Source organism: Nannocystis punicea (assembly GCF_026965555.1).
Classification (GTDB): Bacteria; Myxococcota_A; Polyangia; order Nannocystales; family Nannocystaceae; genus Nannocystis; species Nannocystis punicea.
The window spans coordinates 7,753,587-7,768,387 of record NZ_CP114040.1 but is presented as its reverse complement, the minus strand read 5'-3'; the positions used below and the strand labels follow the sequence as shown (position 1 = coordinate 7,768,387).

Below are 14,801 nucleotides of genomic sequence, written 5' to 3'. Positions count from 1 at the left end.
ACGCCGCCCCGCTGCAGAGCAGCGAGCTAGACCTGCCCTCCTGTGACTGGACCGCGAGGCACGAACTGATTCCTACCACAAGGCCGCGGAGCTTGGGAAGCACCCCTTTTCGCTCGGCCGGTGCACATGCAAGCTGGTCAATCCGGGTAGGCGCGGATCCGGACCTCGAGGCGACGGAAGCCGGCGATGCCGCCGAAGCTCGCGCCGATCTGCACGACCTCGACCGTCTCGAGCATGTCGGGGAACTTGACCGAGGGCGGGGGCAATTTCTTGAGCGCGTCGGCGAAGGCCTCGTCGAACGAGAGCTTGTTCGAGTAGCCGATCGCCTCGCGGTAGCGGACGGCGATGTCGCCGAGGATCCCCGCCTTCTCGCTGGCGGTCAGCGGCCGCGTCTCGACCGGGGCCGAGCTCTCGATCGTCGGCGGGATGGTGTCGAAGCCCGAGGGCGGCGGCGGCGGGATCGGGGCGTTGGTGTCGCCTTCGTCGGGCAGCGAGACCTCGACGTCACCGCCGCTGAGGCTGAGGACGATGTCGACGAGGTCGTCGCGCGTGAACTCGACGCTCACGTCGTCGAGGCCGCCCTTGTGACGCACGCGGATGACGTCGGGCGGGCGACCGATGCTGAAGATCTCGCCGTAGCGGAACGGCGTGGCCTTCGGCGGGGTATTGGCGGCGGTGGGCCGGGCGCGGTGCGTGAGCGCGAAGGTCGGGACGGCCTCGCCGGCCTGGTGGCCGATGTCGATCTCGTATTCGGTCGACGGCAGCTCGCCCTCGGCGACGATCAAGAGCTGACTGTGGGAATAAAACGCGTGAAGGTTGGTGCGGGTGGCGTACTCGCGTTGTTCAGTCATGACTCTGGGGTCCCCGACTCCGACAGGATAACAGACCGGCCCAGGGAAAACTCCCTGCGCGATCTCGCTTCGTAAAACCTTCGCGGGCAGCCCGGCTCAGGGCTCGTCGCCGGCGCAGTCGGCGGTGGCGCACAGGCGGATCGCGTCGGGGCCGACGCGGAAGGCGGCGGCGGTGCTGCCGTCGAGGTCGCTGCCGGCGAGGCCGTGTCGCACCTCGACCCGCGCGATGCCCTCGCTGGCGGGGCGCAGCTTCCAGGTATTGCTCGCGGCCTCTCCGGCGGCGACCTCGGCGGTCCAGATGGCCGGGCTGGCGAGCTCGAAGCCGTCGGGCCTGAGTTCGACGGCGACTGCGCCGACGCTGCCGCTCCCACCGCCGCGCAGCTCGGCCGAGATCTCGAGCGCCGATCCCTCGCGCACTTCGTACCGCAGCGTCAATTCGACGGTCGCCTCGGCTCGCTGGATCTGTGCGCTGCCGGCCAGCACGCGCGGCCCCGCAGGCGGGGGCGGGCTGTGAGCGCATCCGAGGACCAGCAGGGCGACGAGGGCGGCGAGGCGGACGGGCACGCGGCGAAGGTAGCAGTGGTTCGCCGCGGTCGCGAAATAAGATGTCCGAAGAGCCAGGCGAGTCCGCGTTCGAGCGATGGCGCGAATTCGAACCTTCGTTTGCAGAGTCGTCGAGGTCGAGGATGTGGTCCGACTCCACGCGAGTCCTCGGCTCGCCATTCCATGACGATGCAGAAAGTGGATGGGTCGATGACGCCGATCGGGGCGAGTTCGGCTCGGTGTCGTAAATGAGAACCGCGGGGCCGCGAGGGCGTTGCAGGCGTCGATGCTGACGCCGTGTCTGTCCTCGCTGGTCCCGACCGTGTTCACGATGTTCGCGTTGCTCGTCACGAGCGGATGTACCGGCAAGGGGCCCGTCGAACCCAGGCGCGAGGTGCCGGCGAGCGAGCCGACGAGTCAGCCGGCGAAGACGGAGGCGCCGGTGCCCGGCGGGCTCGGATGGGTGATGACCTCCGGCTCGGTGCAGCTCGAGGTGCTGCCGCAATTCGAGGTGCTCGATCGACGCAGCGGGACGCTCGACGTCCACCTGCTGCTGCGTCTGCGCGGCATGGGCGAGGCGGTCGGCGAGCGGCCGCCGCTCGACCTCGCGGTGGTGCTCGACCGCTCGGGCAGCATGGCCGGCGAGAAGCTGCTTGCGGTCAAGCAGGCGACGCTCGATCTGCTGAAGGAGCTGAAGCCGCACGACCGACTGACGCTCATCGCCTACGACAACGACGTCGAGGTGCTGGCCGAGCACGTGCTCGTCGACGACGCGGGTCGCAAGGCCGCGCGCAAGGCGGTGCTCGGGATCGAGACGCGCGGCGGGACTGCGCTCGGTCCGGCGCTGTTCCGCGGGTTCGAGGCGTTCGATCCGAAGACGCGCAAGGAGGACGAGCTGCGCCACCTGCTGCTGCTGTCCGACGGCCAGGCCAACGAGGGCGAGAAGGACCCGCTGGTGCTCGGGCAGCGCGCGCGCGAGAACTTCGGCCTCGGGGTCAGCGTGTCGACGCTCGGGGTCGGGCTCGACTACAACGAGGAGCTGATGACGCGGCTGGCCGACCAGGGCGGCGGTCGCTATCACTTCATCCCCGGCACCGACGCGATCTCGCGGGTGCTGTCCGACGAGTTCGCCGGGCTGGTGGCGACCGTGGCGTCGGGGCTCGAGGTGACGATGCAGATGGCGCCGGGGGTCCAGGTGCGGCAGGTGTACGGCTACTCGTGGCAGGAGTCGCCGCAGGGCGCGTCGATCCTGGTCGGCTCGCTGGCGGCCCAGCAGGTGCGCGAGATCGTGGTCCGGCTTCAGGTGAACTTCGGGACAGGGTCGACGGGGCAGCTGGCGCTCGGGACCGTCGCGCTCAAGGCCAAGGACCAGACCCAGCAGGGCCGGCCGGTCGACGGCAAGCTGGCGCTGTCGGTCCCGACCAGCGTCGACGCGGAGGAGATCCGCCGGGCGGAGCGCACGGAGGTGACTGTCCGCGTGGCCGAGGTCGAGAGTGCGGCGCAGCTGCAGGCGGCCGCGGTCGCGGTCGACGGCGGCGACTACGACAAGGCGCGCCAGGTGCTGAAGGACAGCGTGCTGGCGCTCGAGAAGCAGCAGAAGGCGACGCCGAGCCCGAAGCTGAGCAAGCAGATCGAGGAGCTCAAGGAGGCCGAGTCGGGCCTCGACGCGGCCCGGAAGAGCACGGAGCAGGCCAAGATCTACGGCAAACAGTCGAAGGCGAAGGCGTACAAGATGGGCAAGTGATTCGGCGCGCATGACCGGGCAGTTCGACCCCTGGGCGTCGAACTGCCGCGGCCGCTAGAACACGCGGTTATAGCCGTTGAGCGCGGCGACCCGGTAGGCCTCGGCCATGGTCGGGTAGTTGAAGGTGGTGTTGATGAAGTAGCGCAGGTTGTTGGCCTCGCCGCTCTGGGCCATGATCGCCTGGCCGATGTGGATGATCTCGGCGGCCTGATCGCCGAAGCAGTGGACGCCGAGGATCTGCAGGGTCTCGCGGTGGAACAGCAGCTTGAGCACGCCGACGCGGATGCCGGTGATCTGGGCGCGGGCGAGGTTGCGGAACAGGGCGTGGCCGACCTCGTAGGGCACGCCGTCCTGGGTCAGCTCGCGCTCGGTGCGGCCGACCGAGCTGATCTCGGGGTCGGTGTAGATGCCGGTCGGGATGTCCTTGACGAGGCGGGCGTCGCACTCGCCGTGGATCAGGTGGGTCATGGCGAAGCGGCCCTGATCGTAGGCGGCGGAGGCGAGGCTCGGGGCGCCGACGACGTCGCCGACGGCGTAGATGTGCGGGTGGACGCGCGTGCGGTAGACGTCGTCGACCTCGATCTGGCCGCGGCTGTTGGGCTGGATGCCGATCGCCTCGATGCCCATGTCCTGGGTGTTGCCGGTGCGCCCGTTGGCCCACAACAGGATGTCGGAGCGCAGCTTCTTGCCGGACTTGAGGTGGACGACGACGCCGTCGGGCAGCGGCTCGATGCGCTCGTAGGTCTCGTTGTGGCGGATCAGCACGCCCTGATCGCGCAGGTGGTACGAGAGCGCGTCGATGATCTCGTCGTCGAGGAAGGCGAGCAGCTTGTCGCGGTTGTTGACGAGGTTGACCTTCATCTCGAGGCCGCGGAAGATCGAGGCGTACTCGCAGCCGACGACGCCGGCGCCGTAGATGGTGATCGACTGCGGGGCCCGCTCGCGGCCGTGGTGGCCGAGGTCGAGGATCGTGTCGCTGTCGAAGATCCGCGGGTGCGTGAAGTCGACGTCCGGCGGCCGATAGGGGCGCGAGCCGGTGGCGATGACGACGCCGCCGGCGCGCAGGCGTGGACGCGCGCCGCCGGGCTCCTCGACCTCGATGATGTTCGGGTCGACGAAGCGGGCGTGGCCGGTGAAGACCTCGACGTGGTTGCGATGATAGAAGCTGCGCCGCAGCTCGACCTGGCTGTCGATGATCCGCCGCGCGCCGGTGAGGAGCTGGGGGAAGGTGATGACGCGACCGGCGACGAGGTCGGCGAACAGCGGGTTCTGCCGGACGCTCTTCAGCGTCCGCACGGCCTCGCGCAGGGCCTTGCTCGGGATCGTGCCGAGGTGGGTGCAGGCGCCGCCGACCGCCCGGTGACGCTCGACGAGGGCGACGCGCTGGCCGGCCTTGGCGGCCAACATGGCGGCCCCCTCGCCGCCAGGGCCGGAGCCGAGGACGACGACGTCGAATTCGAGGCCGCTCGGCCGGACGGAGACGAAACCAGATGGCGAAGAGGACAGGTTGGGCTCGGCGGTCACGCAGGCTCCTCGGGCGCGGCAAAGCTTACCAGGCCGCGACGCACGTGCAGGCGCAAGCGGCGGAGCGGGCCACGGACGCCGGTTCGCTCGCGGGAGCCTCGCTGCGGCGTGACGGCGCGTTGCGCACGACCGCTCGTGCGCGCTGCGAGCTTCGCTGCGACGCGGCAGGTCCGGAGGGAGCGACTCGCTCGCGTCGCGCGGGGGTGCGTCGCCCGATCGGCTCGCGGGCGAGTGCGAGGCTTCGAGCCGCGTCGCGCACGAGCGCGAAGGCGTCGACGTCAGGACGGCGGGATGTGCTCGGGGACCCAGCGCATGCCCATGCCGGCGGGCAACTTGAGCTCGAGCTCGCGGTCGAGCACGATCGCGCTGATCTTCTGGCCGTCGACGATGGTGCCGTTGAGGCTGGCGGTGTCGACGGCCCAGATGTCGCCGCCGTCGAGCAGCAGCACGAGGTGCACGCGCGACAGGCTGTGACTGGCGCCGGCCAGCTGGCACCGCTCGTAGCGGCCGATCAGCATGCCGCGCTCGAGGTCCTCGGCCGAGACGCGGTGGGCGATCTGGGTGTTCTCGGCCGACAGCAGGATGGTGCCGACGATCTTGCCGCCGGCGCCGGGCTTGGCGCGCAGGTGCTGGGCGGCCGGGAGCAGCGTCATGTACGTGTGCCGCCGGGCCCGACCGGCCGGCTGTGGGCGGCGCTGCTCGCGATTGACGCGCTCGGGGATCCGGTGATCGAGGTAGACGCGCTCGGGGAAGGAATCCCAGGTGGCGTCGGCGCTGCTCTCCCAGCGGCTGGGGGCCAGCGAGCCGGTCGGGAACAGGAACAGCTGATAGCCGAGCATGTGCACGAACAGCGGGCCCTCGGCGAGGACCGACTTGCACACCTGGCCGTCCTCGGTGCGGAAGGTGTTCGACGAGTCGAGGTCGATGAGGCGCACGCGGGCTTCGCCGATGCCCTGCCGGCTGACGCGCACGAGGGCGTGGCGCAGCGAGATGTCCTCGTCCTGCAGGGTGAGGGCGCAGCACTCGTGGCGGCCGATGACGCCGAAGGCGCCCTGCTCGCTGAGGATCGGCAGGTGCACGTAGGAGGCGATCTTGCCGTCCTCGCGGGCGGCGACGCAGAGCAGGCCGTCCTTGTCGAAGGCGGTGTAGATCGGGTGGAGCTCGCGGAAGATCGCCTTGAAGGTCGCGGCGAACGAGGCTCTCGGCTCGAGCGGCGCGGCCAAAATGCGCGTCGCGCGGCTCCGCTTGTCGTCGTCGTCGTGTCCGTGAGCCTCGGCCATCCCGACGATGATAGCCGGCGCGATCGAGGTTGGCGCGGGCGAATTTGCGCGTGCACGTGCGTTCGCCGAAGCGCCGCAGTAGGGTGGTGTCGTGTCCGGAGGGCAGGAGAGCATCAGCGAACGCTGGCGGCGCGAGGCCGTGCGTCGCGCGGCCGCGCCGTTCGGGCTGGCCTGCGCGGCCCTGCCGGTGCTCGACCAGTGCGAACAGCACAGCGTGATCGAGCAGATCGCCGCCGGGCTCCAGGCAGGCGCGGCGCCGGCGGTGCCAGCCGCGGGTTGGTTGTGGATCGGTTACTTCGCGGCGGTCGCGGCGGTCGCGGCCGCCCTGTTGATGCGACGACCCTCACGCGCCCGCTGGCGCCTGTTCGCCGCCTGCGCCGGGCTTCACGTCTGTTACGCGCTCGCGACCGGGCTGCGCGCCGCGGTGCTGGTGTCGCTGGGCCTGTTCGCGTGGAGCTTCGTGGCACTGCAGGCCGCCGACGCGCTCGAGACGGAGTGAGGCGGGCTCGTCCGCAGGCCGCGAAGCGGGGCTCGTGAGGGGCATGCAGCGTCGCGGCTGCGCGAGGGAAGTCGGGCTCCTGCGAGCGCTCGGCCGCGGACGGTTCGATCCGCGACGGGCGCCTCTGGCGACCCGAACACTCGCCTGCTCGGCAAGATTTCGGCGAGGTGTTCTTCGGGACATGTCTTTGGAGACATGTTCTATTGGGCATGTTCGATCGAACATGCCGCGCGAGCCATGTCGCTGCTCTACTCGACGGCGGACGCCATCGGCGGCGGCTGGCGCGGGCCCTGGACGGTGCCTTCAGGGACGACGAAGCCGAGCGATTCGACGAGGGCGCGGTCGTAGCCGCCCTCGACCCAGAAGCGGACGACGGGCGGCGGCGGGGTCAGGCCGAGGGCGGCGATTTGGCGCGGGTCGACGCCGAGGCCGACGAACTCGCCCTCGGCGCTGATCCACGCGGGGTAGCCCTCGCCGGTGGTCTCGCCGGTGAAGCGAGCGGCGGCCAGGTCGCGCAGGCGGCGGCACACGTAGTCGCGCGGGAGGACGGCCAGCCAGAAGGCGCCGCCCCGGCGAAGGCGGGCGCGGGCGACGTCGCAGGCGTCGGCCTCGAACTCGGGGACGTCGGCGGGCAGGACCAGCGGGACGAACGGGGCGTCGGGGTCGTCGCGCAGGAGGTCCAGCGCGACCTTGCTGTAAGAACAGGTGCCGATGACGTAGACGCGACCGAGGCCGCGCAGCCAGCGGGCGGGGTCCAGCAGCCAGGCGGCCGCGAGGGCGACGAGCAGGCCGGCGACCAGGCCGGCGAGGAGGGGGCGATGGCGGCGCAACAGGTTCACAATGCGGCCATCCACTCGAGCTGCTCGAGCAGATCTTGCTGAAGATCGAGGCTCTGGCGGATCTGCGGGTCGGCGAGGTCGAGCCGGCGCAGCGCGGTGAGGTTGTCCGTCACGAGCTCGATCTCGGAGCGCAGGCTGACCTGCCACTCGTCCTTGGTGCCGTGCATCGGCAGGCGGATGTCGCCGGCCTGGAACGCGTGGTACGGGGCGCGGCCGTCGGGCAGCGGGGCGGCGCGGTCGAGCCAGGCGTTGCGGGCGATGCAGTCGGCGTAGGCGTGACAGTCGTCGGTGGCCTCGTCGCCGAGAGCGGGGCGGGCGTAGACGACGTGGCCTTCGTCGGCGCCCTGGCGCTCGACGACGACGCTGATGTCGGCCTTGCACATGGCCTCCATCTGCGCGAGGTGGCGGGCGCTGCAGTGCTCCTTGGCGAGGGCGAACGGGCTGGCGCCGCCGTGGCGCATCTTCCACGTCTGCGTCGGGATCCACTTGGGGTCGACCTCGGCCAGGCGGTCGAGATCCTCGGGCGCGGCGGCGGCGGCGCGGACGGCCTCGAGGTCGACGTCGCCGAGGACCCAGGCGGCACCGTCGCGGCGGGCGCCCTTGTCGGCGGCGTCATAGTCCATCGGCCGGACCCCGGCGATCTGCAGATACGAGCCGTAGCCGGGGCCGGTCGAATGGGCGGCCGCCGAGGCCGTCGAACCGCCGCGGAGGCCGCCGAGGCGCTCGCTGGCCGCGTACGAGAGCAGGGCGCAGACGGCGGCGAGCCCGGTGAGGGTGAAGACCAGCTTCCTTGTGGGCATTCCGAACCAGCCGCTTCCGTGCTCGTGTGTTCGGGTTCAGGGGGTCTGCCGGACGGCTTCGCCGGTCGCGGTCGGCGTGGGGGCCTTCTTTCCGCAGGGCTGGCCGCCATTGAGACACTTGTAGCCGGTGGCGTAGCAGCCCCACCAACCCTTGCTGGAGGTGGCCGCGCAGAACGCCGGGCCGCCCCAGGGATCCCACTTGCAGATGAGGCAGTTGCCGAACCAGCCGGCCGAGGGCTCGACGGGCTGCGATAACACCCCGGTGCCGAGAGCCAGGCTAAGGGAGAAACCCAAGGCGAATTTGGCAGTGCTGGTCATGGGTGGCCGACGGGGTATCTGGTCCGTGGAGTGCCTGGCGCCGAGGCTCAGGGAGTGACCGGTTCGGAGGACATGAAGGGTATCGGCCCGAAGGGCCATGAGAAGGTCCGTCGAAGGGTCAGGACGCGACCGGAGTCGTGACGTCCACGCTTCAATGACCCTAGAGCAACTTCGACGCTAACGCTCGAGCTAGCGAGTTGCAATCATGCTCAGATGTATAGTGGCGGGTCAAGATTGATTGTACAAGCATGGATCGTAAACCCCATCGCAGGCCCTCGGCGGGCGACCAGGGCCCGTCCGAGAAACATTTGTGAGGCTCGATACAATCACGGCAATCGTGCCGCTTTTGCGTGACAGGCCGGATGCAGCGCACAATACCGTAGGAGATCATCGATTGGGCGAGCTCATGCGCTGACGCGGGCCCCGCCCGGTGTCCGAGCCCAACACCTGGTGGCGCAGTCAGACATTGTTCCCCCCCGCGGCGGCGCAGCGCGTGCGGCGGTCGATGCATCTGCAACGACGGGGAAATTCACCGCCGCAGCGGCGAGAGATCGCGCGGCGGGCGATGCGAGGCCCCTCGACCACACCGCGGGAGTGCGCCCTTCACGCAGGTCGGGCCTGCTAGCCTCAGGCCATGACGCGCAAGGAATTGATCGAGACGATCCGCCGCCAGCTCGACGAGAGCGGCGGGCCGGAGCTGTCCGTGGGGGCGACGGGCAAGGTGGTCGACGCGGTGTTCGCCGCGGTCGCCGAGAGCCTGCGGCGGGAGGGGCGCTACGTTCACCCGAATTTCGGTTCGTTCTCGGTCCACGTGACCCAGGCGCGGCCCGGGCGCAACCCGAAGACCGGCGAGGCGATCGAGATCCCCCGCAGCGAGACGGTCCGCTTCAAGCCGGCGCGCGAGCTCAAGGCGGCGCTGGAGGGCTAAACTGTCCCCGTAGGCAGGTTCTTCAGGACATGTTCTTTGAGCAAGTAGCCGAAGCCGGCGTTGAGCAGGCGGACCAGCAGCGCCGGGACCTCGACGCCGAGCGCCTCGGCGGTGCGCGCCAGGTCCCAGAGGTTCTGCGCCAGCTTCTCGAGCAGGTAGGCCCGCCGGACCTGGGCCGCCGACAGGCGGAAGGTCTTGCAGTACTCGAGCTCGCCGCTGTCGCGCACGATCGCCTCGCCGATGTGGTTGTCCTCGTCGGGCCGCAGCGCCGACATGAAGCGGCGCAGGCGGAACGGGCCGACCTGCCGCAGCGTCTGCCAGCGCAGGGGCTCGCGTAGGACCCTGCCGGCCATGTCGCCGCTGAACTCGGCCCAGTCGGCCCGCGCCCGCGCGACGGCGGCGCGCAGGCCGGCGAGGTCGGCGATCTCGGCCTCGCGCACGGCGACGCGGTGGGCCGGGACGTCGTCGTAGAGGATCGCGTACTGGTAGACGAGCTCGCCGAAGAAGTCGCGCACGAGGCTGCGGTGGAGCGCGCGGTAGTCGTCGGGGTGGGGGAAGACGACCATCGCGGCCAGGGCGTCGGCGACGAACACGAGGGCGCCGACCTGGCGCTCGTGGATCTCGAACATGCGCACCGCGTCCTCGAGGCCGTGGACGTAGCTGCCGAGCACGGCGCTCTCGCGCCGCGGCGACAGGCCGTGGCTCAGCGCCTGCCGGCTGTACTCGCTCCAGGCGACGTCGGGGCCGCCGAAGTGCAGCGACAGGAAGCCCTCCATCGCCAGGTGCAGCGGCAAGAACCGCAGCGCGCCCGGGCCTTCCTGCCGGATCATGCGGTGCAGCACGCGCACGCCGCCGACGTCGCGCAGGCCGAGCTGTTTGTCGGACAGCGCGGCGCCGCGGGCGGCCACCGCGGTGCCGTCGCTCGACCAGCGCAGGACGTAAGCGTGCGGGAGGTACGAGCAGTAGGCGACGTCAGGGCGGTCGGCCTGGCCGCGCACGCCGACGGCGCGGGGTCGTTCGTCGCCGAACGCATGTGTCCCGAGGCGCAGGTCCTCCCGGACATGTTCTTTGAGCAAGGGGACGAGGCGGACCGCCCCGACCGCCTGGGCCGCGGCGATCTGCAGGCCGCGCAGGCCCAGGCCCTGGCTGGTCTCGTCGAACTTCACGCCTCGCCCTCCAGCGGCGCGACGTCGGCCCGGCGCAGGAACACGTCGACGCGGCGGGCCAGGTAGTCCTCGAGATCGGCGAGAGAGAGGTCGCCGGCGGCGAAGCGGGCGAACGCCAGCGCGGTCGGCAGGTCCTCGGCGTCGCGCAAACCGAGGGTCGGGACGCCGGGGCCGAGGCGGCGCGGGCCCAGCTCGGGGGCGTCGAACACCGGGTTGATGTGGACGATGGTGGTGCGGCCGGCGGGATCGAGGCGGGCCTTGAACACGCGGCAGACCTCGCCGGCGCCGCCGGTGGGGTCGTTGTCGAAGCCGTCGGAGACGATGACGACGAGGTCGGGCCGGGCCTCGAGGGCGTCGAGCAAGGGGCCGGCGAGGTCGGTCTGGCCGCGCGGGCCGGCCATCAGCGGGTCTTCGATGGCAGGTGTCCAAAAGGACATGTACTCGGCGCTCGCGGCCCGCAGCAGGGCGTCGACGCCGAGCGCGACCGCCAGCGAGCGGCGCGGCTTGTCCGGTGAGCCGGTGGTCGAGTAGGAGCGGTCGAGGACGGCGGCGACGCGGCCCAGCGCGAGCGGGGCCTCGCGCAGGCAACGACGGGCGGCGCCGTCGAGGGCGGCCTGCAGCTCGGCCCGTCGCTCGCGCCGCTCGACCGGAGGCAGCGAGAGGAGGTAGATCGCCACGCGGGTGAGGCCGGCGCGCGCGAGGTCGATCGCAAGCGCGTCGACGCCCTCGCGCGCGGCGGCGGCCTGCAGGCGCAGCCGCTCGAGCGCGGTCAGGCGCGGGGCGATCCTCCGCAGGAACACCGCGCGGTCGATCTTGCGGCGGGCGGCCATGCCCTCGGCGACGGTGAACGGCAGCTCGTAGAGCGCCTCGTCGCTGAAGTGGGCCTGGCGGAAGGTCTCGAGCAGCGGCGTGCGATAGCGGCGTTGCTTCCAGCCCTTGAACAGGAACCCGCCGAGCTCGTCGGGCAGGCGCAGGTGCGTGTGCAGGATCAGGTCGCGCAGCTTGCCCCTGTACTTGATGGCGTCGAATTGTAGATCTGGCCGCGAGGACAGGTAGTCGCGGACGATCGCGCGGGCGCGGCGGTTGTTGACGCCGCGCGCGCGCACGGCCAGGAGCGCCCGATAGGCTCGCGGGGCCGGCAGCGAGCGCAGGGCGGCGACCACCAGCCGGCCCTCGTCGCGCCGCTCGACCGGGTCGAGGTCGCGCGAGCTGGCCAGCAGCTCGGTGACGATCCGGGCGCGGTTGAAGTGATTGACGCCGGCGGCGAGGGTGCGGGCGTAGAGCCGGCGGTAGTTGCCGCGGATGTAGTCGTGGAGGAACTCGATCGAGACGGTCTGCGCGTGGCCGTCGCTGTAGAACTCGCGCTGGCCGGTGCAGCAGAAGCAGGCGTTGAGGAACACGACCAGGTCCTCGCAGGTGACCCGCGCGGCGGCGGCGTGGCGGGTCTCGGCGGACATGGTCATCGGGACAGGTTGCCGCCCGGGGAAGGAGTGCTCGACCGCTTAGCGCAGCTCCAGAGGCCGAATTCGGAAGTCGAACGGAAGTCCCGCGGACGGCCCGCCGAGCCTACCACGCGGCGGCCGCCCGGGTGGAGGCGGACGGCCGCGCTCGCGGGCGCGCGCGCGAGCGGCGGCGAACCTCAGCGACGGCGCACGAAGTAGGTGCGCATGTTGCCGCGACCCTTGAGCGCGACCTCGCCGCGCTCCTCGATCTGGTAGCGGCTCGGGTCGATCAGCGCGTGCGTCGACTGGCTGATCTGGACGTGCATCGGCTGGCTGGTGGTCTCCATCCGGCTGGCGATGTTGACCGTGTCGCCGTACAGGCAAAACCGCGGCATCTTGGTGCCGACCACGCCGGCGACCACCGGGCCCGAGTTGACGCCGATCCGGATCTGCAGCGGCGCGCCGGTCGGCAGGGCCATGCCCTCGACGGCCTCGAGCATGTCGAGGGCGACGTCGCAGATCGCGTCGGCGTGGCGCGGGTTCGGGTCGGGCACGCCGCCGGCGATGACGTAGCAGTCGCCGACGGTCTCGATCTTGTAGACGGGGTGGCGCTCGATCAGCGCGTCGAAGCGGGTGTAGAGCCGGCCGAGCAGCTCGAACACCTCGAGCGGCGAGTGGTCGCTGGCGGCCCGCGTGTAGTCGACGATGTCGCAGAACAGCACCGTGACCTGCGGGTAGTGATCGCCGACGACGCTGCGGCCCTCGCGGAGGGTGTTGGCGACGCTCTGCGGCAGCATGCTGTAGAGCAGATCGTCGCTGCGCCGCTTCTCGTCGGCGAGCGCGGCGGCGGCGCTCTCGGCCAGGAGGCGCGCGTCCTCCAGCTGGCGCTGCAGCGCGCGCAGGGACACGTGGGTGGCGACGCGGGCGAGCAGCTCCTCGAGGTGGAACGGCTTGGTGACGTAGTCGACGCCGCCGACCTCGAAGGCGCGGATCTTGTCGAGCACCTCGTCGCGGGCGCTCATGAAGATGACCGGCACGTCGCGCGTGTCGGACTGGGCCTTGAGCTGCTGGCAGACCTCGTAGCCGGTCATACCCGGCATGTTGATATCGAGGAGCACGAGGTCCGGGGCGGCGGCGGCGGCGGCCTGCAGCGCCTGCGGGCCGGAGGTCACCGGGCGCACCTTGTAGCCCTGCGCGGCCAGCATCTCGGTCAAGATCCGGAGGTTGACGAGGGTGTCGTCGACGACCAGGATGTCGCCGCGTACGGGCTGATAGGACTTCTCGCTCATGGGCCACCTCCGGCGGCTTGTAACGCGTGCCGGGTCAGGTCGATAATCGCGGCGTAGTTGTACTGTTCGAGCATGTCCGAAAGGACAGTCGCGGCCTGCGGCGCCTGGGCGCGGATGAAGTCGATCATGCGCGCGACGGTGAACACGTCGGCCTGCAGGCAGGCCTGCTCGAGCGCCGACAGCCACGGCGGCGGCAGCCCGTGCAGCACGGTCGCGTCGACGCGGGCGACCGGCGGGGCGTCGTCGTAGAGATAGGTGACGCCGAGCCGCTCGCTCAGCTTGTCGAACACCTGATGCAGCTGCAACGGCTTGCGCAGGAAGTCGTCGCAGCCGGCCGCCCGCGCGGTCGCCTCGTCGGCCTCGAAGGCGCTGGCCGTGAGCGCGATGATGACGGTCTCGGCGCCCCACGGGCTCTGCTTGATCTGCTGCGTGGCCTCGATGCCGCTGACTCCGGGCATGCGCATGTCCATCCACACGAGGTGCGGACGCCAAGTCTCGCACAAGTACACGGCCTCGCGGCCGTCGGCGGCCTCGCGAACTTCGAATCCGACCCGCGAGAGCGCCTGCACCAGGAGTTGGCGGCTCTGCCACCGATCCTCTGCGATCAGGATCCTTCGTGGCTCCTGGCCGGCGACGAGGCCGAGGATCTTGCGCGCGGACCGCCGCGGATCCTCGGCGCCGCGGCCGAGACCCACCGGCAAGGTGAGGGTGAGTTGATCGGGCGCGACGTGGTACTCGCCGCCGAGCTGGTTGGCGATGGCGATCGCCAGCTCGGGGCCGCGGCCGGGCTCGTCCGTCTGCAGACCGGCGTCGGTGCGGACGAACGAGCGCAGCCGCAGGTCGGCGAGGTCGATGCCCGGAGCGCGGATGTCGAAGCGCAGCAGACCGGAGCCGGGACCGGAGCCCGGTTCGATGCGCACGCGGACGACGATGAGGTCGCGACGCGGGACCTCGAGCACGTTGCCGAGGAGGAGCAGCAAGAGATGACGCAGCCGGACCTGGTCGGTGCGGACGCGCCGCGGGAGGTCGACCGCGCGATCGATGCGCAGGGCGACCGCGGCGCCGGCGGCCCGCAGACACAACATGTCCGCGAGGTCATCCAGCAAGTAGTGCAGGTCGAAGCCGACCTGGCCGGCGCCCTCGTCGTTGCCGCCGGTGAGCTCGTCGATCAGCGTGAGCAGCTGCTCGCCGCTGCGGTGGATGACCTCGATGTGCGCCCGCTGCTCCGCATTCAGCAGCACGTCCTCGCGGAGCAGGTGCGAGAAGCCGAGGATGGCGTTCAGCGGGGTGCGCAGCTCGTGCCCGAGGTCCGAGAGGATCGCGGTGCGCGTGCGCAAGGCGGCGTGGAGCCGCGCCTCGACCCGTTCGAGGGCCGCGAGCGCGGCGGGGGTCTCCTCGCGCTCGGTGAACTCCCCGACGTAGTAGCGGAGGGCGGCGATCTCGTCGTTGAGCGCGAGGGGATCGTCGGCGTCGTTCACGGATCTCCTGCGGACCGAGTATGCCCGAACCAGCCCGAGCGGGGCGGTCTTTCGCGGGTTTTCAGACCCCAGCCCCACGCCGGCGGAGGTGGACCTGAAG

14 protein-coding genes are annotated in these 14,801 nt (G+C 71.0%); 3 read left to right on the top strand and 11 right to left on the bottom strand.

The features are described from left to right. Positions 1 to 137: 137 nt before the first annotated feature. Positions 138 to 851 carry a hypothetical protein gene (locus O0S08_RS29835; RefSeq protein WP_269032737.1) on the bottom strand — a complete coding sequence of 238 codons (714 nt, stop codon included), beginning with the start codon at positions 849 to 851 and terminating at the stop codon, positions 138 to 140. 96 nt (positions 852 to 947) lie between these two features. Continuing rightward, a complete protein-coding gene (locus O0S08_RS29830) occupies positions 948 to 1,415 on the bottom strand; it encodes a hypothetical protein (RefSeq protein WP_269032736.1) in 468 nt (155 codons plus the stop codon). Positions 1,416 to 1,680: 265 nt separating this feature from the next. Here O0S08_RS29830 and O0S08_RS29825 point away from each other — a divergent pair, with 265 nt between their 5' ends. Next, the gene (locus O0S08_RS29825) at positions 1,681 to 3,138 is read left to right on the top strand and encodes a vWA domain-containing protein (protein ID WP_269032735.1); all 1,458 of its coding nucleotides are present in this window, start codon (positions 1,681 to 1,683) and stop codon (positions 3,136 to 3,138) included. 54 nt (positions 3,139 to 3,192) lie between these two features. Here O0S08_RS29825 and sthA read toward each other — a convergent pair whose 3' ends face one another. Together sthA and O0S08_RS29815 are read right to left on the bottom strand one after the other, a co-directional pair. Further along, entirely contained in the window at positions 3,193 to 4,545 is a 1,353-nt protein-coding gene (gene sthA / locus O0S08_RS29820) for a Si-specific NAD(P)(+) transhydrogenase (protein ID WP_371879561.1), read from the bottom strand. Between the two features lie 395 nt (positions 4,546 to 4,940). Then, entirely contained in the window at positions 4,941 to 5,942 is a 1,002-nt protein-coding gene (locus tag O0S08_RS29815; RefSeq protein ID WP_269032733.1) for an FHA domain-containing protein, read from the bottom strand. Positions 5,943 to 6,033: 91 nt separating this feature from the next. On the opposite strand from O0S08_RS29815, the gene O0S08_RS29810 reads away from it, so the two are divergent. Then, on the top strand, positions 6,034 to 6,441 hold the full coding sequence (locus O0S08_RS29810) for a hypothetical protein (RefSeq protein WP_269032732.1): 408 nt from the start codon (positions 6,034 to 6,036) through the stop codon (positions 6,439 to 6,441). Between the two features lie 248 nt (positions 6,442 to 6,689). Here the strand turns inward: O0S08_RS29810 and O0S08_RS29805 are convergent, their stop codons facing one another. Genes O0S08_RS29805 through O0S08_RS29795 form a run of 3 tightly spaced genes read right to left on the bottom strand, consistent with a single transcriptional unit; the run spans position 6,690 to position 8,338 of the window. Then, positions 6,690 to 7,280 carry a hypothetical protein gene (locus tag O0S08_RS29805; RefSeq protein ID WP_269032731.1) on the bottom strand — a complete coding sequence of 197 codons (591 nt, stop codon included), beginning with the start codon at positions 7,278 to 7,280 and terminating at the stop codon, positions 6,690 to 6,692. Beyond that, positions 7,277 to 8,080 (bottom strand): hypothetical protein, encoded by an 804-nt coding sequence (locus O0S08_RS29800; protein WP_269032730.1) that lies wholly within the window; start codon positions 8,078 to 8,080, stop codon positions 7,277 to 7,279. Before O0S08_RS29800 ends, O0S08_RS29805 begins: the two co-directional genes overlap by 4 nt. A 36-nt stretch (positions 8,081 to 8,116) precedes the next feature. Then, positions 8,117 to 8,338: a hypothetical protein gene (locus O0S08_RS29795; protein WP_269032729.1), complete on the bottom strand. Its 222-nt coding sequence runs from the start codon at positions 8,336 to 8,338 to the stop codon at positions 8,117 to 8,119. A gap of 694 nt (positions 8,339 to 9,032) precedes the next feature. On the opposite strand from O0S08_RS29795, the gene O0S08_RS29790 reads away from it, so the two are divergent. Next, the gene (locus O0S08_RS29790; RefSeq protein ID WP_267766316.1) at positions 9,033 to 9,326 is read left to right on the top strand and encodes an HU family DNA-binding protein; all 294 of its coding nucleotides are present in this window, start codon (positions 9,033 to 9,035) and stop codon (positions 9,324 to 9,326) included. Here the strand turns inward: O0S08_RS29790 and O0S08_RS29785 are convergent. The 4 genes from O0S08_RS29785 to O0S08_RS29770 form a co-directional block, all read right to left on the bottom strand. Beyond that, positions 9,323 to 10,492: an ARPP-2 domain-containing protein gene (locus O0S08_RS29785; protein ID WP_269032728.1), complete on the bottom strand. Its 1,170-nt coding sequence runs from the start codon at positions 10,490 to 10,492 to the stop codon at positions 9,323 to 9,325. The genes O0S08_RS29790 and O0S08_RS29785 overlap by 4 nt on opposite strands. Beyond that, on the bottom strand, positions 10,489 to 11,949 hold the full coding sequence (locus O0S08_RS29780) for a hypothetical protein (RefSeq protein WP_276082551.1): 1,461 nt from the start codon (positions 11,947 to 11,949) through the stop codon (positions 10,489 to 10,491). Before O0S08_RS29780 ends, O0S08_RS29785 begins: the two co-directional genes overlap by 4 nt. A 182-nt stretch (positions 11,950 to 12,131) precedes the next feature. After that, positions 12,132 to 13,223, bottom strand: coding sequence for an adenylate/guanylate cyclase domain-containing protein (locus O0S08_RS29775; protein WP_269032726.1), 1,092 nt, complete (start codon positions 13,221 to 13,223; stop codon positions 12,132 to 12,134). After that, on the bottom strand, positions 13,220 to 14,701 hold the full coding sequence (locus tag O0S08_RS29770; RefSeq protein WP_269032725.1) for a response regulator: 1,482 nt from the start codon (positions 14,699 to 14,701) through the stop codon (positions 13,220 to 13,222). The genes O0S08_RS29775 and O0S08_RS29770 overlap by 4 nt, the downstream gene beginning before the upstream one ends. Positions 14,702 to 14,801: the final 100 nt, after the last annotated feature.

Excerpts from the sequence above, each read along its gene's own strand:
- O0S08_RS29835 (WP_269032737.1), bottom strand. The coding sequence starts at position 851 with ATGACTGAACAACGCGAGTACGCCACCCGCACCAACCTTCACGCGTTT.
- O0S08_RS29825 (WP_269032735.1), top strand. The coding sequence starts at position 1,681 with ATGCTGACGCCGTGTCTGTCCTCGCTGGTCCCGACCGTGTTCACGATG.
- sthA (WP_371879561.1), bottom strand. The coding sequence starts at position 4,545 with ATGTTGGCCGCCAAGGCCGGCCAGCGCGTCGCCCTCGTCGAGCGTCAC.
- O0S08_RS29815 (WP_269032733.1), bottom strand. The coding sequence starts at position 5,942 with ATGGCCGAGGCTCACGGACACGACGACGACGACAAGCGGAGCCGCGCG.
- O0S08_RS29800 (WP_269032730.1), bottom strand. The coding sequence starts at position 8,080 with ATGCCCACAAGGAAGCTGGTCTTCACCCTCACCGGGCTCGCCGCCGTC.
- O0S08_RS29790 (WP_267766316.1), top strand. The coding sequence starts at position 9,033 with ATGACGCGCAAGGAATTGATCGAGACGATCCGCCGCCAGCTCGACGAG.
- O0S08_RS29780 (WP_276082551.1), bottom strand. The coding sequence starts at position 11,949 with ATGTCCGCCGAGACCCGCCACGCCGCCGCCGCGCGGGTCACCTGCGAG.
- O0S08_RS29775 (WP_269032726.1), bottom strand. The coding sequence starts at position 13,223 with ATGAGCGAGAAGTCCTATCAGCCCGTACGCGGCGACATCCTGGTCGTC.